General features: G+C 64.9%; 18 protein-coding genes. 11 read left to right on the forward strand and 7 right to left on the reverse strand.

Features of this window, described 5'->3' with window-relative positions; translation table 11 throughout:
• Positions 1–152: 152 nt before the first annotated feature.
• Positions 153–1,631, reverse strand: a complete 1,479-nt coding sequence (locus ACRECS_RS01935; protein ID WP_431581263.1) for a M23 family metallopeptidase — start codon at positions 1,629–1,631, stop codon at positions 153–155.
• A 245-nt stretch (positions 1,632–1,876) separates the two neighbouring features.
• On the opposite strand from ACRECS_RS01935, the gene ACRECS_RS01940 reads away from it, so the two are divergent.
• The 6 genes from ACRECS_RS01940 to ACRECS_RS01965 all read left to right on the forward strand — a co-directional run bounded on the left by ACRECS_RS01940 (position 1,877) and on the right by ACRECS_RS01965 (position 7,540).
• Positions 1,877–4,387 carry a helicase-related protein gene (locus tag ACRECS_RS01940; RefSeq protein ID WP_431581409.1) on the forward strand — a complete coding sequence of 837 codons (2,511 nt, stop codon included), beginning with the start codon at positions 1,877–1,879 and terminating at the stop codon, positions 4,385–4,387.
• 31 nt (positions 4,388–4,418) lie between these two features.
• Positions 4,419–4,709: a S4 domain-containing protein gene (locus ACRECS_RS01945; protein ID WP_431581264.1), complete on the forward strand. Its 291-nt coding sequence runs from the start codon at positions 4,419–4,421 to the stop codon at positions 4,707–4,709.
• A gap of 131 nt (positions 4,710–4,840) precedes the next feature.
• Positions 4,841–5,182 (forward strand): ferredoxin FdxA, encoded by a 342-nt coding sequence (gene fdxA, locus ACRECS_RS01950; protein ID WP_431581265.1) that lies wholly within the window; start codon positions 4,841–4,843, stop codon positions 5,180–5,182.
• A gap of 232 nt (positions 5,183–5,414) precedes the next feature.
• Positions 5,415–5,948: a CarD family transcriptional regulator gene (locus ACRECS_RS01955; protein WP_034157698.1), complete on the forward strand. Its 534-nt coding sequence runs from the start codon at positions 5,415–5,417 to the stop codon at positions 5,946–5,948.
• 110 nt (positions 5,949–6,058) lie between these two features.
• The gene (locus tag ACRECS_RS01960) at positions 6,059–6,790 is read left to right on the forward strand and encodes a head GIN domain-containing protein (RefSeq protein WP_431581266.1); all 732 of its coding nucleotides are present in this window, start codon (positions 6,059–6,061) and stop codon (positions 6,788–6,790) included.
• 48 nt (positions 6,791–6,838) lie between these two features.
• On the forward strand, positions 6,839–7,540 hold the full coding sequence (locus tag ACRECS_RS01965) for a GIN domain-containing protein (protein ID WP_431581267.1): 702 nt from the start codon (positions 6,839–6,841) through the stop codon (positions 7,538–7,540).
• Positions 7,541–7,707: 167 nt separating this feature from the next.
• Here the strand turns inward: ACRECS_RS01965 and ACRECS_RS01970 are convergent, their stop codons facing one another.
• On the reverse strand, positions 7,708–8,112 hold the full coding sequence (locus ACRECS_RS01970; protein ID WP_431581268.1) for a DUF1489 family protein: 405 nt from the start codon (positions 8,110–8,112) through the stop codon (positions 7,708–7,710).
• A 24-nt stretch (positions 8,113–8,136) separates the two neighbouring features.
• The gene (mgtE, locus tag ACRECS_RS01975) at positions 8,137–9,543 is read right to left on the reverse strand and encodes a magnesium transporter (protein ID WP_431581269.1); all 1,407 of its coding nucleotides are present in this window, start codon (positions 9,541–9,543) and stop codon (positions 8,137–8,139) included.
• 197 nt (positions 9,544–9,740) lie between these two features.
• On the opposite strand from mgtE, the gene ACRECS_RS01980 reads away from it, so the two are divergent.
• Complete coding sequence (locus tag ACRECS_RS01980; protein WP_431581270.1) at positions 9,741–10,196, forward strand: peptidylprolyl isomerase; 456 nt, start codon at positions 9,741–9,743, stop codon at positions 10,194–10,196.
• A gap of 77 nt (positions 10,197–10,273) precedes the next feature.
• Here the strand turns inward: ACRECS_RS01980 and ACRECS_RS01985 are convergent, their stop codons facing one another.
• Positions 10,274–11,158: a LysR substrate-binding domain-containing protein gene (locus ACRECS_RS01985; protein WP_431581271.1), complete on the reverse strand. Its 885-nt coding sequence runs from the start codon at positions 11,156–11,158 to the stop codon at positions 10,274–10,276.
• A gap of 365 nt (positions 11,159–11,523) precedes the next feature.
• Between ACRECS_RS01985 and ACRECS_RS01990 the strand changes: the two genes are divergently transcribed.
• Positions 11,524–13,818: a CDC48 family AAA ATPase gene (locus ACRECS_RS01990; protein ID WP_431581272.1), complete on the forward strand. Its 2,295-nt coding sequence runs from the start codon at positions 11,524–11,526 to the stop codon at positions 13,816–13,818.
• Positions 13,815–14,741, forward strand: coding sequence for an EamA family transporter RarD (rarD, locus tag ACRECS_RS01995; RefSeq protein WP_431581273.1), 927 nt, complete (start codon positions 13,815–13,817; stop codon positions 14,739–14,741). Before ACRECS_RS01990 ends, rarD begins: the two co-directional genes overlap by 4 nt.
• A 323-nt stretch (positions 14,742–15,064) precedes the next feature.
• Here rarD and ACRECS_RS02000 read toward each other — a convergent pair whose 3' ends face one another.
• Complete coding sequence (locus ACRECS_RS02000) at positions 15,065–16,324, reverse strand: MFS transporter (RefSeq protein ID WP_431581410.1); 1,260 nt, start codon at positions 16,322–16,324, stop codon at positions 15,065–15,067.
• Between the two features lie 59 nt (positions 16,325–16,383).
• The gene (locus ACRECS_RS02005) at positions 16,384–16,707 is read right to left on the reverse strand and encodes an antibiotic biosynthesis monooxygenase family protein (RefSeq protein WP_431581274.1); all 324 of its coding nucleotides are present in this window, start codon (positions 16,705–16,707) and stop codon (positions 16,384–16,386) included.
• 135 nt (positions 16,708–16,842) lie between these two features.
• Here ACRECS_RS02005 and ACRECS_RS02010 point away from each other — a divergent pair, with 135 nt between their 5' ends.
• Both ACRECS_RS02010 and ACRECS_RS02015 read left to right on the forward strand, forming a co-directional pair.
• Positions 16,843–17,457 (forward strand): class I SAM-dependent methyltransferase, encoded by a 615-nt coding sequence (locus tag ACRECS_RS02010; protein WP_431581275.1) that lies wholly within the window; start codon positions 16,843–16,845, stop codon positions 17,455–17,457.
• Positions 17,458–17,525: 68 nt separating this feature from the next.
• Entirely contained in the window at positions 17,526–19,670 is a 2,145-nt protein-coding gene (locus ACRECS_RS02015) for a transglycosylase domain-containing protein (RefSeq protein ID WP_431581276.1), read from the forward strand.
• Here ACRECS_RS02015 and ACRECS_RS02020 read toward each other — a convergent pair.
• On the reverse strand, positions 19,646–20,320 hold the full coding sequence (locus ACRECS_RS02020; RefSeq protein WP_431581277.1) for a M48 family metallopeptidase: 675 nt from the start codon (positions 20,318–20,320) through the stop codon (positions 19,646–19,648). The genes ACRECS_RS02015 and ACRECS_RS02020 overlap by 25 nt on opposite strands.
• Between the last annotated feature and the right edge of the window lie 3 nt (positions 20,321–20,323).

Genomic DNA, 20,323 nt, shown 5'->3' on the forward strand with positions numbered 1-20,323 from the left:
GTCGAGTGAGATATGGGACACCCCCAGTCGCACATCTCCGGCGTCCGCCATGGCGACATATCCCATGTGAATCAATGACTTAGAAGAATTTCAATAGTGCCGCCTCGTCACGGGACAAGAGGAGGCACGGCCGGCTACGAACCAGCGAACCGTCAGCGGCCGCCGGGACGGACCGACATCAGCGACGCGACGCGCGCCTTGAAGGCCTTGAGCGTTGCGCCCGACAGCTGCGCCATGGTGGTGAACGAGACCGAACGCGGGTTGATCGCCACGCCGTTCTTCCACAATTCATAATGAAGATGCGGCCCGGTCGACATGCCGGTCGAGCCGACATAGCCGATCACCTGGCCGCGCGCGACGCGTGTGCCCGGGCGCACCGCAATGCGGCTCATATGGCCATAGCCAGTGGCCATGCCGCCGCCATGCATTAGCTTCACGAAATTGCCATAGCCGCCATTGCGCCCGGCCAGCGCCACCACGCCGTCCATCGCGGCATAGATTGGCGAGCCATAAGCGGCCGCGATATCGAGCCCCTTGTGCATCCGCGCGGTACGCAGAATCGGATGGATGCGAATGCCGAAGCCGGAGGTCAACCGACCGGCGACCGGCATGCCCATCGTGCCGCGACGCTCGCCCACGCCATTGGCCTCGAACCATTGTTCGCGGCCTTGGTCGCCCCATTTGACCAGCTGGATCTTCTTGCGGCCCTGATCGAGACCCGCATACATCAGCTCGCCGAGCTGGACTTCGCCGGTCGCGGCGCGCGCCTGTTTGAGCACGAAGTCGAAGGTATCGGCGGATCCCACATCGCGGCCGATCGAGATGCGCGACGCGATCGCCTTGATATAGGCTTCGACTGCCTTGGCCGGAGCGCCGGCGGCGCGCGCCGAGCGGTACAGGCTCGATCCCACCAGCCCCTGGATGCGCAGCGGCGTATGGTCGACGGCAATTGCCTGACGAGTCAAAGCGAGCGTGTCGCCATTGCGGTTAAGCAGAACCTTGAGATCGAACTTGGCGCGGAATGCCAGTTTTTCGAGCGGACGAGCGACGGTGCGGTCGGGGCGACGCCCGAGCGTCATGTCGATCCGTGTGCCCGGCCGGATGTCGCCGAGCGCGATCGCGCCCGAAACCAGCTGCGCCGCATCACCGGCATCCGCCCTGGAGACGCCGGCGCGCTCAAGCGCACGCGCGAAGCTGTCGCCCTGGCCAAAGGTCAGCACGACATCCTGAATCGGGCGTTCCGGGCGTTCGGCAAGCGGTGCGACCATGTCATTCGCCGCCATGTGCCGGCCGGTCGCCGCCCCCCAGGCAAGCGGCGCGATCGACTGAGCGCGCGCCTCGTCCCATTCGCTGCCCGACAGCGGCGGCGGAACATCGCCGAGGACCGGGCGATCGAAGCCGGGCGACAACAGGCAGGTCGTGGCGATCAGCGCGGTGCACGTCGCAGCGCCGCGCCACCAGTCGGCCGAGCCGATCTGCGATCCGAGATCGGGCGCCCAGTCGATCCGGGCAATGGCCGCGCGAAGCCGGTCAAGGGTCGAGGGCATCGCGGGAACGAACGCGGCGCGGCCGAACGACAGGGTAGCCGTGCCACCTGCCTGATCCAATCCATGATCGCTGCGTAAAAACAAGGCGATAGTTCCCCCACGCCACTCGTCGCCGCTCACCCCCGGGCTCGCGTCGACTGACTGTGGCGCGGAAATACTAAAGTCAAATTAAGGAATGTTCCGTAGCCAAAGCCGTAAGGTCAACCGTTCAGACGCTGCGGCGAAGCGATTTTTTTACCGGAACTTTCAACCATCTTAATTGCTTGGCCGCGATTTCCGCTTTGACCGGGTTGCGCCGGCGCGGCACTGCGACGATGTTCGTCATTGCCATGAGCCGCGCCGACCACGCCCCGCCCATCACCGCCGTGCTGGGCCCGACCAATACCGGCAAGACGCACCTCGCGGTCGAGCGGATGTGCGGCCATTCGAGCGGCATGATCGGCTTCCCGCTGCGGCTGCTGGCGCGCGAAGTCTATGACCGGGTCGTCAAGCTGAAAGGCGCGTCGCGCGTCGCGCTGATCACCGGCGAAGAGAAGATCGTGCCGAAGGACGCGCGCTGGTTCCTGTGCACGGCGGAGAGCATGCCGCTTAACCGTGATCTCGCCTTTGTCGGGATCGACGAGGCACAGCTCGGAGCGGATTCGGAGCGCGGCCATGTCTTCACGGACCGGCTGCTGCGCGCTCGCGGCCGCGAGGAGACGATGATCCTCGGCTCCGAAGCCCTTCGTCCCATGCTGAAAGCATTGGTGCCGGAGGCGGATATCCAGAACCGTCCGCGTTTCTCGACCCTGAGCTATGCCGGGGCGAAGAAAATCTCGCGTTTGCCCAAGCGGTCGGCGATCGTCGCGTTCAGCGCCGAGGAAGTCTATGCCGTGGCCGAGATGCTGCGGCGGCTGCGCGGCGGCGCGGCGGTGGTGATGGGTGCCTTGTCGCCGCGCACGCGCAATGCGCAGGTCGCGATGTTCCAGGCGGGCGAGGTCGATTATCTCGTTGCGACCGATGCGATCGGCATGGGCCTGAACATGGACGTCGCGCATGTCGCCTTTGCCAGCCTCAACAAGTTCGACGGGCATCGCCAGCGCCGCCTGACCGTCGCCGAGATGGCGCAGATCGCCGGGCGTGCCGGGCGGCACCAGCGCGACGGCACGTTCGGCGCACTGGTCGAGCAAGGCCCGGGCGCGTTCATGCCGGAGGAAGTGCTGGCGATCGAGGAGCATCGCTTCCCGCGGCTCGACTTCCTCTATTGGCGCGACGGCGAGCCCGATCTGTCGAGCATCGACGACCTGATCGCCGCGCTGGAGGCGCGGCCCGGCAACCGCGCGCTGCGCGCCGCGCCCGAGGCAGTCGACCTCGCGGTGCTCAAACGCCTGGCGGGCGAGGACTGGGTGCGCGACCGGGTGCGGTCGCCGGCGATGGTCGCGCGGCTCTGGGCGGCCTGTGGCCTGCCCGATTTCCGCAAGCTCGGCGTCGATCCGCATGCCCGCTTCGTCGGGCGGGTGTTCGGTCATCTGAGCGAAGGGTCCGGCCATATTCCGCATCAATGGTTCGCGGATGAGATCACCCGGCTCGATACCGTCGCGGGCGATGTCGAAACGCTGGCCGGACGGATCGCGGCGGCGCGCAGCTGGGCCTATATCGCCAACCGCCCCGACTGGCTGGCCGACCCCGCGCATTGGGCGGGACGGGCAGGGGAGGTCGAGGAACGGCTGTCGGATGCCCTGCATCTCGGCCTGACGCAGCGTTTCGTCGACAAGCGCACCACCATGTTGCTGCGGCAGATCGGCGCGGACACGCGCGCCTTGCCGGTGGTGATCGGCGAGCAGGGCGAAGTGATGGTCGAGGATCATCCGATCGGCCGGCTCGACGGGTTCCGCTTCATTGTCGCACCCGATGCGCGGCACGGCGACAAGCGCCTGTTGCTCGCCGCGGCCGAACGCCGGCTCGGCGACGAACGCGCCCGGCGCGGCGCGGCGCTGGCCGGCGCGGACGATGCGGCACTGTCGCTCGTCGCTGATATCCGCAGCAAGCCGCTGCTCACCTGGAACGGGCTGACGGTTGCGGCGCTGGTGGCGGGGCCGTCGCTCGTCCGGCCGCGCGTAAAGCTCGACCCCGCGCTCGACTGCCTCGATTCGGCGATGCGTACGAAGATCGCGACGCGGCTCGATCGCTGGATCGCCGATCAGACCCGATCGCGATTGCCCGCGCTGGTTCAGCTGGACGCGGCCGCACGCGACGCGGCCGCCAGCCCGGCGCTGCGCGCCGTTTCCGCCGCCCTGGTCGATCGCGCCGGCCTTGCCGCGCGCATCGACCTGCAGGTGGCGGTCGATGGCCTCGACCCGGCGGCGCGCAAGCGATTGCGGGCGATCGGCATCACGATCGGTGCGCTCGACCTGTTCGATCCGCGCCTGCTGAAGCCCGCCGCCGCGCTATGGCGGCGCGCATTGCTTGCCGCGCGCACCGGCACAGTGATTGCCGAGGGACCGCCCGACGCCGCGACGGTGCTGGCGCGCGGCACGCCCGGCGCGACGCTTGAGTCCGGGTATCGCCAGATTGCCACCCAGGCGGTGCGCATCGATCTGGTCGAGCGCATCGCCCGCGCGGCCCATGATGCGCGGGCAGGGCGCCGTCCCTTCACGCCCGATCCCGCCCTTGCCACCTCGATCGGCGTTGCGCCCGCGACACTCGAACGGCTGATGGCCGGGCTGGGCTTTCGCGCCGCACCGCCCGAAAACGACCGGCCGCGCTGGATCTGGCGCGGTCAGACTCGCGCCAAGGTCGTACCGCCACCGCGCGACAATGCCTTCTCGGCGCTCGCCGATCTCGCCCTGTTTCGTGGATAGGTTTCGTGGATAGGTTTCGTGGCTGATTGTCATGCCTGACGGCGCAGCGATGCGTCTCGATCGCTTCTTGTGGTTCGCGCGGCTGGCCAAGACCCGCAGCGCCGCCCAGGCGATCGCTGCCAGCAGCCGGCTGCGTATCGATGGAAGGCCGATCGACCGGGCGCATGTCCCGGTCAGGATCGGCAATGTGCTGACCTTTCTCGGTCCTGGCGGCGTGCGGGTGATCCGGGTCGAAGCATTGCCACCCAGAAGAGGGCCAGCCCCTGAAGCCCGTTCCTGCTATACCGAGCTCACAGAGAGCTCCTTCGAAAATGCGCGATAGAGCGCATTTTATCGGTGCCAGCGGAATCTGAGAACGTCTCGCAGCAAGCCGCATCCGATTGACGGGGACGGAAGCGGCGCATAGCAGAAGCGGGTTATCTGCCCTTTTCGGGGCCTATTCGGGATACCGCCATGACCTACGTCGTCACCGACGCCTGCATCAAGTGCAAGTATATGGACTGCGTCGAGGTCTGCCCCGTCGACTGTTTCTACGAAGGCGAGAATATGCTCGTCATCAATCCAAGCGAATGCATCGATTGCGGCGTGTGCGAGCCCGAATGCCCGGCCGAGGCGATCCTGCCCGACACCGAATCCGGTCTCGAGCAGTGGATGGAACTCAACAACACCTTCTCCGCGCAATGGCCCAATGTCACGCGCAAGTCGGATCAGACTCCGGCGGACGCCGATGAGCACAAGGGCGAAGAGGGCAAGTTCGACAAATACTTCTCGGCCGAGCCCGGCACGGGGGACTGATCGAGGTCCGATGCTGCCCGATCTGGGTCGGTTTCAGCGTTAATTGCCTGTGTCCAGCCATGTTTGGCTGGTAATTTTATTACGACTGTGTTAAATAGCCGGAGACGGAAGGCACGGTTGCGCGTTCTTCCGATCTGGAGACGTACTGAAATCAACACTCCCCATCGCGCGACCCGGCACTGTTGCCGTCGCGCTTCTCCGGGGGCATCGGTCCACAGAAAGGCTCAACGGAATGGCTGCCAAGGCGCTGTCCTTCGACGTCGGCGATTATGTCGTTTACCCCAAGCACGGCGTTGGCCGTGTCATCGAGCTGCAGCGGCAGGAAATCGCCGGCATGCAACTCGAACTCTATGTGCTGCGCTTCGAAAAAGAGCGCATGACGCTCCGCGTGCCCACCAACAAGGCCGAGTCGGTCGGGATGCGCAAGCTTTCCTCGGATAAGACGCTGCGTGAGGCGCTCGATACGCTGACCGGCAAGCCGCGCGTCAAGCGCACCATGTGGTCGCGTCGCGCGCAGGAATATGAAGCGAAGATCAATTCGGGCGACCTGGTGTCGATCGCCGAAGTGGTCCGCGACCTGTTCCGTGCCGACGATCAGCCCGAGCAGAGCTATTCGGAGCGTCAGATCTTCGAAGGCGCGACCAGCCGCCTCGCCCGCGAACTCGCGGCGATGGAGCAGGTCGATGAGCCGACCGCACAGGAAAAGATCCTGGAGATTCTGCGCAAGGCCGCAGCGATCCACAACAAGGACAAGGTTCCCGCCTGATCGGGGCCTGACCTGACGAACGAAGAGGGCGGCCAGCAATGGCCGCCCTTTTTGCTTGCACCTCCGCTATTAAGTGTGTTATCCAACCAATACACAGTGGAGAGAGTTTCATGCGCCTGTTCGCCACCATCGCCGTCCTTCCGCTCGCCGCCTGCTCCTTCGGTTCGGATTCTGCCGATGCGAAACAGGGCCTTCCCGGGTCAGGCAGCGGCACGACGCGAAGCTTTGCCGCCACCGATTTCGACCAGGTCGACCTGCGCGGATCGGACGATATCGATGTCCGGGTCGGCACCGGCTTCTCGGTTCGCGCCGAAGGCCCGTCCAAGGAACTCGACAAGCTCAAGATCGAGAAGATCGGCAACACGCTTAAAGTCGGCCGGATCAACAATTCCGGCTTCAACTGGGACAGCGATCAGAAGGGCGTGAAGATCTTCGTGACCATGCCGCGCATCGCCGGGGCGGGAATTGCTGGATCGGGCAATATGACGATCGATCGCATCGACGGGCAAAGCTTTGCCGGTGAAACCGCCGGATCGGGCAATCTGACGATCGCCGCACTGAATGTGCAGACCGGCAAATTCTCGATCGCGGGTTCGGGGGATATGAATGTCGCGGGCGCAGCGAAACAATTGTCGATGAAGATCGCCGGATCAGGCGATATCGATGCCGGCGGCGTCAAGGCGGAGGACGCGAGCGTCTCGATCGCCGGATCGGGCAGCGCCACCGCCGACGTGACCGGCCCGGCCGATGTCTCCGTCATCGGATCCGGCGATGTCGATCTTGGCAAGGGCGCGAAATGCACGACGTCGAAGATAGGGTCGGGCGAAGTCCATTGCGGCTGATCGCCTGACAGGCTTGGCACTATGGCGGATCAGTGCGATGCAGGTCGCATGATCCGTCATCTGATCGCCGCCAGCCTGTTATTCCTTCCTGCCAGCGCGGACGCTGCCGACCGGACCTATGCCATCGGCAGTTTCGACCGTATCCGCATCGACGGCCCGTTCGATGTCCGGCTTGACACCGGCAAGGCACCCGGCGCGCGGGCCGATGCAGACCCCCGTACGCTCGATCGGCTCGCCATCCGCGTCGAAGGCGGCACCCTGATCATTCGCATGGGCAATGACGGCTGGGGCGAGACGCCGACCACCGCCGGCAAGGCGCCGGTTATCACCCTGTCCACGCCGACGCTGCGTTCGGTCAACGTCAATGCCGGCGCGCGGCTGACCGTCGGCGGGATGGCCGGGCAGCGGATCGATCTCGCCATCAATGGATCGGGCGTGCTGACCGTCAACGGGATCGCCGCCGATCAGCTCAATGCCACGGTGATCGGCAGCGGGTCGGTCACGCTGAGCGGCCGTGCGGCGAAAACCAGGTTGATGACCAATGGCCCCGGCACGATCGATGCCGGCGCACTCGATGCCAGCGACCTGATCGTGCGGCTCGACGGCACCGGCGAAACACGCGCCGCGGCGCGTTATACCGCGGCGGTGACCACCACCGGCCTGGGTCGCGTCACTGTCAGCGGCGAACCGGCCTGTGTGGTCAAGGCGATGGCCGGCGGGCCAGTGACGTGCGGCAAACCAAAGCCTTAGCGTGCCTCGCCTCGGGCAGAACCACTTTCCCCCGTTCGTGCTGAGCTTGTCGAAGCACCGTCCTTCTTCTCTGGCGTTGGAAAGAGAAGAGCGGCCCTTCGACAAGCTCAGGGCGAACGGAAGAGAGTGAATCAACTCAGCCCGAAATCTCTTCGACGTCCCGCCGCTCAGATGAGCCCCAGGCCCGACAATTTGCCCATCAATGCAGCGGGCATGACGTCGCCGGCCACTTCATCCACACCGAGATCGACCGGCGCATCGGCATCCTCCAGATAGCGCCAGCCCTGATGCGCACGTTTGGGCCGCGCATGAGTGAGGATCAGGTGCGGATCGATATGGATGGCGATCCGGCCACCCTCCGCTTCGCCAAACTGCAGGATCGGCGAGCGCGCGATGAGCTGATGCTTGATGATCCAGAACAGCGACCCCTGGCCGGCGATCTCCTCATGCCGTTTGGGCAAATAGCGCGTGGTGAGAAAGACCGGCCCGGCCTCGGCGCGCACCAGTAGGCGCTCGGCAAGGTTTTCGATACCGGTGGCGCCAAACGCGACCTTGGTGAGATGAAGCGGCATGGTCTGGAAATGGGCGCGAAGCGGCTAGCCGCCAAGCCCCCAGAGCGAGGCGAGGCCGAGGAAACAGAAGAATCCCATCACATCGGTCATCATCGTCACGAACACCGCCGACGATACCGCGGGATCGACTCCGGCGCGTTCGAGGCTGACGGGAATCAGCACGCCGGACAGGCCGGCCACGAGATTGTTCATGACCATCGCCATGGCGATGACGATTGCCAGGTCGGGATTGCCGAAGATCAGCCAGGTGCCCATGCCGATCAATATGCCGAGCATCGCGCCATTGGCGGCGGCGATGCGGAATTCGCGCAGGATCATCCGTGCGGTGTTCGAACTGGTCAGCTGATTGGTGGCCAGCGCGCGCACCACCACGGCCAGGGTCTGGGTGCCGGCATTGCCGCCCATGCCCGAGACGATCGGCATCAATACCGCGAGCAGCGCGAACTTGGCGATCTCGCCCTGGAACAGGCCAACCACGGATGCCGCGAGCATCGCCGTGCCGAGATTGACCACCAGCCAGGTGATGCGGGTGCGCACGGTCAGCGCGATCGGCTCGTTGATGTCGCCTTCGCCCGCGCCGGACAGGCGGAGGATATCCTCGCCGGCTTCTTCGGAAATGATGTGGACGATATCGTCGACGGTGATCATGCCGACCAGCCGCCCGCCCGCATCGATCACGGCGGCCGAAATGAGCGCGTATTTCTGGAAGCGCAGCGCGACTTCTTCCTGGTCCATATCGACTGGCACCAGCGTTTGTTCGCGCTTCATCACATCGCCGATCGATACCGTGCGCGGCGTGCGCAATATCCATGACAGCTGACAGGTTCCGACCGGCTTGTGGCCCGGATCGACAACGAAGATTTCCCAGAAATCGGTGGTCAGTTCCTCATGACCGCGCAGATAATCGATCGCGTCGCCGACCGTCCAATGTTCGGGCACCGCGATCAGCTCGCGCTGCATCAATCGGCCGGCCGATTCCTCCGGATAGGACAGCGCCTCCTCGATCGCGGCGCGATCGTCGGGATCAAGCGCGCGCAGCACGGCGCGCTGGTCGTCCTCCTCCATATCCTCGATGATCGCGACGGCGTCGTCGGTATCGAGTTCGGAGGCGATATCGGCGACCTGCGTCGCACTGAGCGAATCGATCAGATCCTCACGGACATAATCGTTCATCTCGGCGAACACATCGCCGTCGAGCAGGTCAGTGATCGCCTTGGCCAGATCGCTGCGGCGTTCGTTCGGGGTCAGCTCGAACAGATCGGCGATGTCGGCTGGATGGAGCGGCTCGACCAGCGATCGTGCGGCTTCGTCATCGCCCGCTTCGACCGCGTCGAGCACCGCACGCACGAATTCGGGTTTGAGCCGGTCGTCCTCGTCGAGCTGGCCGGTTTCGACCTCGTCTGCGGCGGATGTCAGGTCGGTCTCGTTCATGCTGGACCTCCCCTTTCCAAAAAATGGCCTGGCGCAAACGGCGCACCCGGTATCATTGCCGTCTAACGCCGCCTTGCCCTAATGCCAATCCGGGCTGATCGCCCGCACCGGCCCGGATCGCGCCACCATAACAGCGCTTATTTGCCAGCCGTGCCCCAGATCGCTAGGGCGCGGCTTTCCCCTTTCAGGAGCCCCTCATGGCCGATACCCCCGAAACCCTGACGCTGACGCTCGACAGCGGCACCGTGACGATCAAGCTTCGCCCCGACCTCGCACCGCAGCATGTGGCGCGTATCGTCGAACTCGCCAATGACGGCTTTTACGACGGCGTCGTGTTCCACCGCGTGATCCCCGGCTTCATGGCGCAGGGCGGCGATCCCACCGGCACCGGCATGCACGGGTCGGACAAGCCGAACCTGCCGGCCGAATTCTCCAAGGAGCCGCATGTTCGCGGCACCTGCTCGATGGCGCGTGCGCAGAGCCCCAATTCGGCCAACAGCCAGTTCTTCATCTGCTTCGACGACGCTCGCTTCCTGGACGGCCAGTACACCGTATGGGGCGAAGTGACCCAGGGCATGGAGCATGTCGACGCGCTGCCCAAGGGCGAGCCGCCGCGCGAGCCGGGCAAGATCGTGTCGATGCGCGCCGAATAATCACCCGACCTGTGAGCGGGCCGGCCGTTTGAAAATGCGCTGAGGGCGCATTTTGGCGGTGCCGGTCCGTTCACGGCTCACTTCTCGGCGACGGCCTCGATCAGCCAGTCGTGGAACAGCTTGACCGGACGCAGCGCGAGCGCGCGTGGACGGCACACGAACCAATAGCTGTATGGACTCTCGACCTCGATATCGAACAGCCTGACCAGCCGCTCGTCATGCGCGTCCTCGAAATGGCTTTCGTGCATGAAGGCGATGCCGAGCCCCTGCGCCGCCGCCTCGAGCATCAACGGCCCGGAATCGAAATGGTCGATCGCCAGCGGTTCGAGGTCGCCAAGCCCCGCCGCCTGCCGCCATGCGCTGAACGTATCGGGCATGTCGCGGTGGACCAGCGCGGTCAGCGATTTGAGCTGCGCCGGATCGGTCACCGGAGTGTCGCCCTCGATCAGGGCACGCGCGCCGATCACATAGACTGAATTGCGATCGAGCCGCTTGGCATAGAGGCCGGGGTCGATATCGCGGGCCAGCGCGATCACCGCATCGAGCCCGTCGCCCAGGCGCAGCACGCCGTGCCCGGCGGTGTCGATATCGAGATGCAGTTCGGGATGTTTCGCGCGCAAATCGCCAAGTTTCGGAAACAGCCGCTGCGAGGCGAACAAGGGCAGGATGCCGAGCCGCAACCGCAACACGTCGCTGCCGCTCATCATCGCCTCGACCGCGTCCGACAGGCTGTCGATCGCCGGTGCGATCTGCGCCAGCAGTCTTTCGCCATCGGCATTGAGCACCACCGCCTGGTGGCGGCGGTCGAACAAGGGCTTGTCGATGAACCGTTCGAGCGCCTGCACACGCCGGCTGAGCGCGGGTGGTGAGAGCGCCAGTTCGGCCGAAGCGGCCTTGATCGATCCCAGCCGCGCCACCTGAACAAAGGCCTCGATCGCGGTCAGGGGTGGCAATCTACGCATGAAAATTCTGCTCGATTGTGCGTTGCACCATATACCCCATACTCGAAACCTAACATCCTCCCTCGTAGTTTGGCTAGCAGTAGTTGCATGAAACGCATCTATCACTGCTCTTTTCGCACTTGCACAATAAACTGTGCCCGTGCACAAAGACGGTGCCTTTCAGGCATCCTCTCCTAAAACTTTCAAGGCCGATCCTTCCGGGGTCGGCCCTTTTTTTGTCTTTTCAACAGCTTGGCGGATCACGCCGTGCGAAAAGCCATGCCGCGCCCCGGCGATCCGGCCTTAACACTCGCCCTTTAACTCTCGCATTGCCGGAACCCGTTCCCTATCTCACACGCTGAACAGCGCGTTTGCGAGGGAATCTCATGGCCGACAGCGAATCACCGGTCCACAAATTACAAGTCGCCAATGCCCGGCCCGAAGACAGCGGTCGTGGCCTTGCGCATATTCCCCGTGCCCTGATGGCGGCCCTGGGCCTTGCCGAGGGCGATGTGATCGAGATCGTCGGAAAATCCACCACCCCGGCCCGCGCCGTCGCGCCCTATCAGGAAGATGAGGGGCTCGAAATCATCCGCATCGACGGGTTGCAGCGTGCCAATGCCGGCGCCGGCGCCGGCGATTTCGTCGAAGTGCGCAAGGTCGAATCCAAACCGGCGACCCGCGTCGTCTTCGCGCCCGCGCAGCAGAATCTTCGCCTCGAAGGGTCATCCAACGCGCTGAAGCGGACCTTTTTCGGCCGCCCGCTCTGCCAGGGCGATGTCGTGGCGACCGCCGGCCAGCAGCGCGTCGACAACATGCCGCCCGGCGTCCAGCAGTTCCTCCGCGCGCCGGCCTATGCGCTGCAGGAGATTCGCCTCTCGGTGATCGCGACCAGCCCCAAGGGCGTGGTCCATGTCGACGAGAATACCGAGATCGAACTGCGCCCCGAATATGAGGAGCCGAAGGAAGCGCGCCGCGCCGACGTCACTTATGACGATATCGGCGGCATGGGCCCGACGATCGACCAGCTGCGCGAAATGGTCGAGCTGCCGCTGCGCTATCCCGAACTGTTTCAGCGCCTCGGCGTCGATCCGCCCAAGGGCGTGTTGCTGCACGGGCCGCCCGGCACCGGCAAGACCCGTCTCGCGCGCGCCGTCGCCAATGAAAGTGCGGCCGAATTCTTCCTGATCAACGGTCCCGAGATCATGGGATCGGCGTATGGCGAATCCGAAAGCAAGCTGCGCCAGGTGTTCGAGGAAGCGGCCAAGGCGTCGCCATCGATCGTATTCATCGACGAGATCGATTCGATCGCCCCGAAGCGCGGCCAGGTATCGGGCGAGGCGGAGAAGCGCCTTGTCGCACAGCTGCTGACGCTGATGGACGGGCTGGAGGCACGCGCCAATGTCGTGGTGATCGCCGCAACCAACCGGCCCGAGGCAATCGATGAGGCACTGCGCCGGCCCGGCCGGTTCGATCGTGAGATCATTGTCGGCGTGCCGGATGAGCGTGGCCGCCGCGAGATTCTCGGCATCCACACGCGCGGCATGCCGCTCGGCGACAAGGTCGATCTCGGCGAGCTTGCCCGCACCACCTATGGCTTTGTCGGCGCGGATCTCGCCGCCCTGGCGCGTGAGGCGGCAATCGAGGCGGTGCGCAAGATCATGCCGCGGCTCAATCTCGCCGAGGGCACGATTCCGCCCGAAGTGCTCGATACGCTGGCGGTGACTCGCGAGGATTTCCTCGATGCGCTGAAGCGCGTCCAGCCAAGCGCGATGCGCGAGGTGATGGTCGAGGCGCCGCGCGTCCGCTGGGACGATGTCGGCGGGCTCGACAAGGCGCAGATGCGGCTGAAGGAAGGCGTCGAGCTGCCACTCAAGGACCCCGACGCGTTCCGCCGCCTCGGTATCCGGCCGGCCAAGGGCTTCCTGCTCTATGGCCCGCCCGGCACCGGCAAGACACTTCTCGCCAAGGCCGTCGCGCGCGAGGCGGAGGCGAATTTCATCGCCACCAAATCGTCCGACCTGCTGAGCAAATGGTATGGCGAGAGCGAGCAGCAGATCGCCAAATTGTTCAGCCGCGCGCGTCAGGTCGCGCCGTGCGTGATCTTCATCGACGAACTCGATTCGCTGGTCCCCGCACGCGGCGGCGGCCTGGGCGAGCCGCAGGTCACCGAACGGGTGGTCAACACCATCCTCGCCGAGATGGACGGCCTTGAGGAATTGCAGTCGGTGGTGGTGATCGGGGCGACCAACCGCCCCAATCTGATCGATCCGGCGCTGCTTCGTCCCGGCCGCTTCGACGAGCTGGTCTATGTCGGCGTGCCCGACAAGGATGGACGCCGCCGTATCCTGGCGATCCAGACCGGCAAGATGCCGCTGGCCGACGATGTCGATCTCGATTCGCTCGCCGCGCGGACCGATCGCTTCACCGGCGCCGACCTCGAGGATCTGGTGCGCCGGGCCGGCATGGTCGCGCTGCGCCAGTCGCTCAGCGTCGCCCAGGTATCGATGGCGCATTTCGAGGAGGCGCTGGAGGATTCGCGCGCTTCGGTCACGCCGGAGATGGAACGCGATTATGAGCAGATGGCGTCGCGCCTCAAGCAGGATGCCGCGTCGTTGCAGCCGATCGGCTTCATCTCGCCCGGCCAGTTGCATCCACGCGGGCCGAAGGGAGCGGATTGACCGATCATCCGCTCTCCCCCCGCGCGGGATCGATGGCAGGCAGCAGGAAGATCAACCCCGGAATCGCATTCGGCATTGCCGCCTATGTGATCTGGGGCCTGTTGCCGAGCTTCATCAAGCTGCTCCATCCGCTGCCCGCGCCGGACATATTGGCGCATCGCATCCTGTGGTCGCTGCTGCTGCTGACGATTCTGGCAGTGGCCTTGCGCCATGGGCCGGTCCTGATCAGAATCATGCGGACGCCCCGCTTGCTGCTTGCGCTGACGGCATCGGCATCGCTGATCGGCATCAACTGGCTGGTCTACATCATCGCGGTCAATGGCGGCCATGTCGCCCAGGCCAGCCTGGGCTATTTCATCAACCCGCTGGTCAATGTCGTGCTCGGCGTGGTGATCCTGCGCGAGCGGCTCGGCCGGATCGAGGCGGTAGCGGTATTGCTTGCCACGGCCGCGGTGACCTTTCTGGCGATCTGGCAGGGCAGCATCCCCTATATCCCGCTGATCCTGGCCTTCTCGTTCGCCTTTTACGGCCTGATCCGCAAAATGACGCCGGTCGATGCGCTTGACGGGCTGCTGGTCGAGACATCGATTCTGGCGCCGGCCGCCTTCGCCTGGCTGATGCTGGCGGGGACCACGCTGGGAGCGGCGGGGCCGGGCTGGCCGTTACTCGCCGCGAGCGGTGTCGTGACCGCGCTCCCCCTGCTGCTCTTCGCCGCAGCGGCAAAGCGCGTTCGATATTCCGATCTGGGGCTGCTCCAATATCTCGCACCGACGCTGCAGCTGGTGCTCGCGGTGTTCGTCTATGGAGAAAAGCTGCATCCCGCCCAGATTGGCGCGTTCGCCCTGATCTGGGTCGCGCTGGCCATCTATGCTGTCGGTGCCTCGATCAGCGCGCGGCGGGCGGCGATGGTCGTGCCCGATTAGGGCGATGGTCCGCATCGATTCAACCGTGCCGATGGCCAGGGCAGGGTGGCAGCGGACGGGGCGCCAGCCGGCATTCTGTCCCGCTCTTTGACATGACCGGAAAATATCGCGTTCCCGCGCCCGCTGTTTCGACGGGAACAGGGGTCGCTCACCCCTGTTCCAGCGCTGTTCCACCGCTGTTATCGAAAACCGCGGAAGATGGCTTAAACTCCTGAAAATAAGACATGAATCAGCGTTTTGATTCCAACATAACAGGGGTGGTTTTTTATTGTCGCAAGAACAGCGGAAAAGATCGCGCGACTCGCATCGCAGCGGCCGGCGAACTAAGCCGGATCGTCGTCGGATATCGCCGGGGTCTTGAGGCTGCGCCAGGCATAGAAGATCAGGATCAGCAGCGCGGCACTGGCCGTCAGATAAGGCAGCGAATGCTGCGCTTCGTAAAGGCCAACCCCGATCGACGGGCCAAGCACGAAAGACGCCCCGTTGATTGAGGTAACCTTGCCCGCGACCGACCCTTGCGCCTCCGGCCCAACGGCAAGCGATGATCCTGCGGTGAAGCCGGGCCGGATCAGGCCGAACCCGGCCGACGCGATCGCATAAGCCAGCGCGATGCCATAGAGCGAGCTGGCAATGCCGGTCAGCGCCGTGCCGAGGGCGGCGACCATCAGCCCGGCGAGCACCAGCCGGCGCGGCGTCAGGTTGAGCAAAGGGATCAGCCCCCATTGCACCAGCAGCGACGACCCGGCGCCCATCATCAGTACGATGCCGGTCGGCTGCAGGGCCTCGACCGGCGCGACCTTCAGCCGGTCGATCACCAGGAAGCCGATCGCCTGGCCAGTCATCGCCTGGGCATGCCCCATCACCAGCCCCGCGATCATCCAGGCGCGGACACGCGGATCATTATAGCCGACCTGTTCGCTATGGGTATGCGTCGCGGCGGTGACGCTGGCACCGCTCGCCTGTCCACCGATCGACGGATAAGCATTTGCCGCACCATGGGTACCGGGCTCCGCAATCAGATCATTGGGCAGCATATGGCGCACGGCCAGGAAGATGCAGGCGCCGAACGCTGCGCCGAAATACGCCGGACCGGCCAGCCCGATATCGAGCCCGCCGATATGGCCAAGCGTGAGATAGGGCGCGATCGCCGGCCCGAGGATCGTGCCGAGGCCGAACGCCGATCCGAGCAGCGTCAAAGCGCGCGTCCGCTCCTCGCGGGTCGTACGCCCCGCGACCAATGCCTGGACCGCGGGTGGGGCGGCCGATCCGAAGCTGCCATAGATCAGCCGCCCGACGATGAAGCTGAGAAACGCCGCCGTTCCGCCAATCCAGCCATTGATGCCCGCCGTCAGCACGATCCCGCACAACAACAACGATATGGTGAACCCGCCGACACCAAGCAGGATCATGGCACGTCGCCCGTGCCGGTCGGAGCGATTTGCCCAGAACGGCGCGGAAATCACCCAGAGCAGCGCTGAGACCGAAAAGGCGGCGGCAACCGCGCTGTCGGGCACCTTCAACGATCGGCCAAGTGCCGGCAGCACCGATTGCAGCGCGGTATTGCCGGCTGCGATGGTCAGCATGACGAGGAAGAGAAGGATGAAGTCGCGATTGACCGGCGCTGAAGGTTTCGGGGCCGCCTTCACGGTCGCGCCCACGCATAATTGCGCGCGATACGGGCGACGATCACTTCATAATTTTCGTACCAGATTTCGCGCCCGGTATTGCGGATCGCACTGTGTTCCGGGTTGGCGCGCCATGCCAGCGCGCTGTCCTCATCCACCCAATAGCTGATTGTGATGCCCAGTCCTTCCGGGCCGCGCGTGCTGTCGATGCCACGATAGCCCGGCTGGCGCGACGCCAGCTTTTCCATTGCTTCCGCCGCTTCGCCATATCCCGCATCGTCCGCATCGGTGCGGTGCGACAGGAAGATGACCGCGATCTGCCCGGTCCGGTCGTCGTGCATGTGCCTCGCTTAAGCGAATCGGAGGGTCGTGCAACCCTGGTTGGGCACGACACGCAACCCGATCGCTTGAATGTTCGTTACAAGTTTGCGACGGGTGATCTCAACACGCCGTTTTTCCTTTACGACAGGACTATGATGCCAGCATCCACCGCCGCCCAACGCCGCCGGCGCCTTCGCGCCGCAGGCGTCCCCTCGCCCATGGGGATGTTCCTGAAAGGCTTTCTGAAACACCCCGTGATGGTGGGCGCTATCTTCCCGTCCTCGGGCAAGCTGGTGCGCAAGGTCTTGTCCAAGGTCGATTGGCAGAACACGAAATTATTCGTCGAATATGGCCCGGGCGTCGGCACTTTCTGTCCGTCGGTGCTCGAAAAGCTCGGCCCGGATGCAAAATATATCGCGATCGACACCAATCCCGATTTCGTCCGCTATCTGCGCCATGAGATCGTCGATCCGCGTTTCTCCGTCGTGAACGGATCGGCCGCCGATGTGCGGCAGATCATCACCGATCATGGTTTCGACCAGGCCGATTACGTCCTGTCGGGCCTGCCCTTCTCGACCCTGCCGGCCGGTGTCGGCGACGCGATCGGCGCCGCGACTGCCGATGTGCTGCGCCCCGGCGGCGCCTTCCTGGTCTATCAATATTCGCCCAAATGCTATGATTTCATCGTGCCCTATATCCCGCGGGTCGAACATACGATGGAATGGTGGAACCTGCCGCCGGCCCAGCTCTATTGGGCGTGGAAAGACTAGCCTGACGCACCCTGCAGCCTGTGGCGGCTTGTGAGCTGCATGATTAACGCGTAATCTCGGGCAGCTTCATGGCCACCAGATCCAAGTCCAAATTGTCCTCGCCCTGGCGTCGTCGGTCCATCCGTACGCTGCAGGTGTTGGGCGTGCTTGGCTTTCTCGCGCTGATCGCCCTGGTCATCGCGGTCTATGTCGCACGCTCCCAGCTGCCCAGTTACGAGGAGCTGAAATCGTCACCCAATGGGCAGATGATCCGCGTCCATGCCGCGGACGGTACGGTCATCGTCTCGCTCGGGCCAAGCTATGGCGAATGGCTGCCCTACGACAAGATTCCGGCGGTGATGCGCGACGCGATGGTCTCGGTCGAAGATCGCCGGTTCCGGTCGCACCCCGGCGTCGACCCGATCGGCGTGCTGCGTGCGGTCAAGCTCGCCTTCAACAATCGCGGTACCGACAAGAGGCTGCAGGGCGCATCGACCATCACCCAGCAGGTCGCCCGCACCATCTTCCTGTCGAACAAATATGATTTCGGTCGCAAGGTCCGCGAAGCGATCCTCGCGCTGGCGATCGAGCGCAAGTTCAGCAAGGATCAGATCCTCGAGCTCTATCTCAACAAAGTCTATTTCGGCGGCGGCGCTTACGGCATCGATGCCGCGTCGCGTCGATTTTTCGGGCATGGCGCCGATACGCTGAACCTCAACGAAGCGGCAGTCATCGCCGGTTTGGTCAAGGCGCCGTCGCGCTATTCCCCGACCGCGGATGCTGAAGCCGCGATCGGCCGCGCCGGCGTGGTGATCAAGCTGATGCAGGAAACCGGCAAGATCAGTGCCGCCCAGGCGGCCAGTGCCAATCCGTCATCGGTCTCGCTCGCGCCCGAGCCGAAGCAGAACAGCGTGCGCTATTTCACCGACTGGGCATTGCCGCAGCTCGAAGTGCTGATCGACGAGACGCAGCGCCCGCTTGAGGTGTGGACGACGCTCGACCTGAACATGCAGCGCGCCGCCGATGCCGCCATCCGCGCCAATGCGCCAAAAAATGCGCAAGGCGCGCTGGTCACGATCGACCGTGACGGCGCGGTGCGGTCGATGGTCGGCGGCACTGATTATGTCACGTCCAACTATAATCGCGCGACTCAGGCGGTGCGGCAGCCTGGATCGGCGTTCAAGCTGTTCGTCTATCTCGCCGCGCTCGAAGCGGGTCATAAACCCGAAGATACGCTGGTCGACGAGCCCGTCTCGATCAAGGGCTGGAGCCCGCGCAATTCATCCGGCGCCAATCGCGGCGAAATGACGCTGCGCACCGCCTTTGCCTATTCGGTCAACACCATCGCGGCCAAGCTTGGCCTTGAGGTCGGCTTCGGCACGGTCGCCGATATGGCGCGGCGCTTCGGCATCACGACGCCGGTCGATACCCATCCCGCCATGGTGCTGGGCACGTCCGACGTTCGCCTGATCGACATGACCCGCGCCTTTGCCAGCGTCGCGAACAAGGGCGTCGCGGTCACTCCGTACGGCATTACCAAGGTGACCGCGCAAGGCGTGACGATCTACGCGCAGGAAGTCGATCGCAGCCAGGTGCTGGTCGCACCCTATGTCGCGGCGCAGATGACTGACCTGCTGCAGACCGCAGTCAATACCGGTACCGGCAAGGCCGCCCAGATCGGCCGTCCCGTCGCCGGCAAGACCGGCACGACAACGTCGAACAAGGATGGCTGGTTTGTCGGCTTCTCCAGCGGACTGACCACCGGTGTGTGGATGGGCCGCGACGACGCCAAGGTCGTGCCCGGCCTGCAGGGGGGGACGGCGCCGGCGCGCGCCTTTTCCGCCTTCATGAAGGTTGCCGTCGCAAATCGGCCGGTCGAGCAATTCGAGACCCAGGTCACGCTACCCGAATGGCAGCTCGAACCCGATGAGGAATCCTATTTCGGCGAAGCTGACAACAGCCTGTTCGTCGATGCGGACGGCAATCCGATCGAGCCGGGCGCCACGCCGAATCCGGGCAGTGACTCGCAAGTCGATGCTGATGGCCAGGCTTTACCCCCGGCCCAGGGCTCCGAGGCGAAGCCCGAACGGCTCGATCAGGACTGGATCGACCGCGTGCTCGACCGCAACCAGCCGCCGCCACGGCCGAACGCCGCTCCGAACCGGGCGCCTTCAGCAGCGCCCCCGCCGGAGGCGCCGCGCACGCGACCTCAGGAAACCCGCCCGAACCAGTGAAGCGCGGCGCCGTTGGCGCGGAGCCAGGCGCGCGATGCTGCCGGATCGCCTTCGGTCAGGGCATCGGCCAACGCATGGAATTCCGGGCCATGGTGCATATGCACCCGGTGCGCAACTTCATGTGCGACGGTCGATCGGCGCACGAACGCAGGCGCGAGGATCAACCGCCAGCTGTAGCGGATGACCCCGGTCGAAGCGCAACTGCCCCAGCGCGCTCGCGGATCACCGATCGCCACCTTCGTCACCCCGACTCCGGCTTGCGCGGCAAATTCGGCGGTTTCGGCACTTAGAATGCGCAGCGCCTCGCGTTTCAGCCAGAGTTCGATCCGCCGCGACAACCCATCGAGCGTACCACCGCACCGTAACAGCGGCCCCTCGCGCACCACCCGGCGGGGCGCATCGGCATGCCAGTCGATGATCAGCAGCGTATCGTCGACCGGAATCTCGACACCGGGCGCGAAAGGGCGCGCTTGTGGCAGTTTCGCGCGCTGCGCCTCGACCCATCCGCGCTGTTCCTCGGCCCAGCGCAACGCCTCCTTCAGGGGCGCGCGCGGCGGCAATGTCAGGCGGACGCGCCCGCTTGCCGGATCGACCGACAGCTTGGCGCGGCGCGCGCGGGCGTTGCGGACGACTTCGACCGGGGTCGTCACAAT

Source organism: Sphingomonas sp. (assembly GCF_050725575.1).
Lineage (GTDB): Bacteria > Pseudomonadota > Alphaproteobacteria > Sphingomonadales > Sphingomonadaceae > Sphingomonas.

Excerpts from the sequence above, each read along its gene's own strand:
- ACRECS_RS01940 (WP_431581409.1), top strand. The coding sequence starts at position 1,877 with ATGAGCCGCGCCGACCACGCCCCGCCCATCACCGCCGTGCTGGGCCCG.
- ACRECS_RS01945 (WP_431581264.1), top strand. The coding sequence starts at position 4,419 with ATGCCTGACGGCGCAGCGATGCGTCTCGATCGCTTCTTGTGGTTCGCG.
- fdxA (WP_431581265.1), top strand. The coding sequence starts at position 4,841 with ATGACCTACGTCGTCACCGACGCCTGCATCAAGTGCAAGTATATGGAC.
- ACRECS_RS01955 (WP_034157698.1), top strand. The coding sequence starts at position 5,415 with ATGGCTGCCAAGGCGCTGTCCTTCGACGTCGGCGATTATGTCGTTTAC.
- ACRECS_RS01960 (WP_431581266.1), top strand. The coding sequence starts at position 6,059 with ATGCGCCTGTTCGCCACCATCGCCGTCCTTCCGCTCGCCGCCTGCTCC.
- ACRECS_RS01965 (WP_431581267.1), top strand. The coding sequence starts at position 6,839 with ATGATCCGTCATCTGATCGCCGCCAGCCTGTTATTCCTTCCTGCCAGC.
- ACRECS_RS01970 (WP_431581268.1), bottom strand. The coding sequence starts at position 8,112 with ATGCCGCTTCATCTCACCAAGGTCGCGTTTGGCGCCACCGGTATCGAA.
- mgtE (WP_431581269.1), bottom strand. The coding sequence starts at position 9,543 with ATGAACGAGACCGACCTGACATCCGCCGCAGACGAGGTCGAAACCGGC.
- ACRECS_RS01980 (WP_431581270.1), top strand. The coding sequence starts at position 9,741 with ATGGCCGATACCCCCGAAACCCTGACGCTGACGCTCGACAGCGGCACC.
- ACRECS_RS01985 (WP_431581271.1), bottom strand. The coding sequence starts at position 11,158 with ATGCGTAGATTGCCACCCCTGACCGCGATCGAGGCCTTTGTTCAGGTG.
- ACRECS_RS01990 (WP_431581272.1), top strand. The coding sequence starts at position 11,524 with ATGGCCGACAGCGAATCACCGGTCCACAAATTACAAGTCGCCAATGCC.
- ACRECS_RS02000 (WP_431581410.1), bottom strand. The coding sequence starts at position 16,324 with ATGCTGACCATCGCAGCCGGCAATACCGCGCTGCAATCGGTGCTGCCG.
- ACRECS_RS02005 (WP_431581274.1), bottom strand. The coding sequence starts at position 16,707 with ATGCACGACGACCGGACCGGGCAGATCGCGGTCATCTTCCTGTCGCAC.
- ACRECS_RS02010 (WP_431581275.1), top strand. The coding sequence starts at position 16,843 with ATGCCAGCATCCACCGCCGCCCAACGCCGCCGGCGCCTTCGCGCCGCA.
- ACRECS_RS02015 (WP_431581276.1), top strand. The coding sequence starts at position 17,526 with ATGGCCACCAGATCCAAGTCCAAATTGTCCTCGCCCTGGCGTCGTCGG.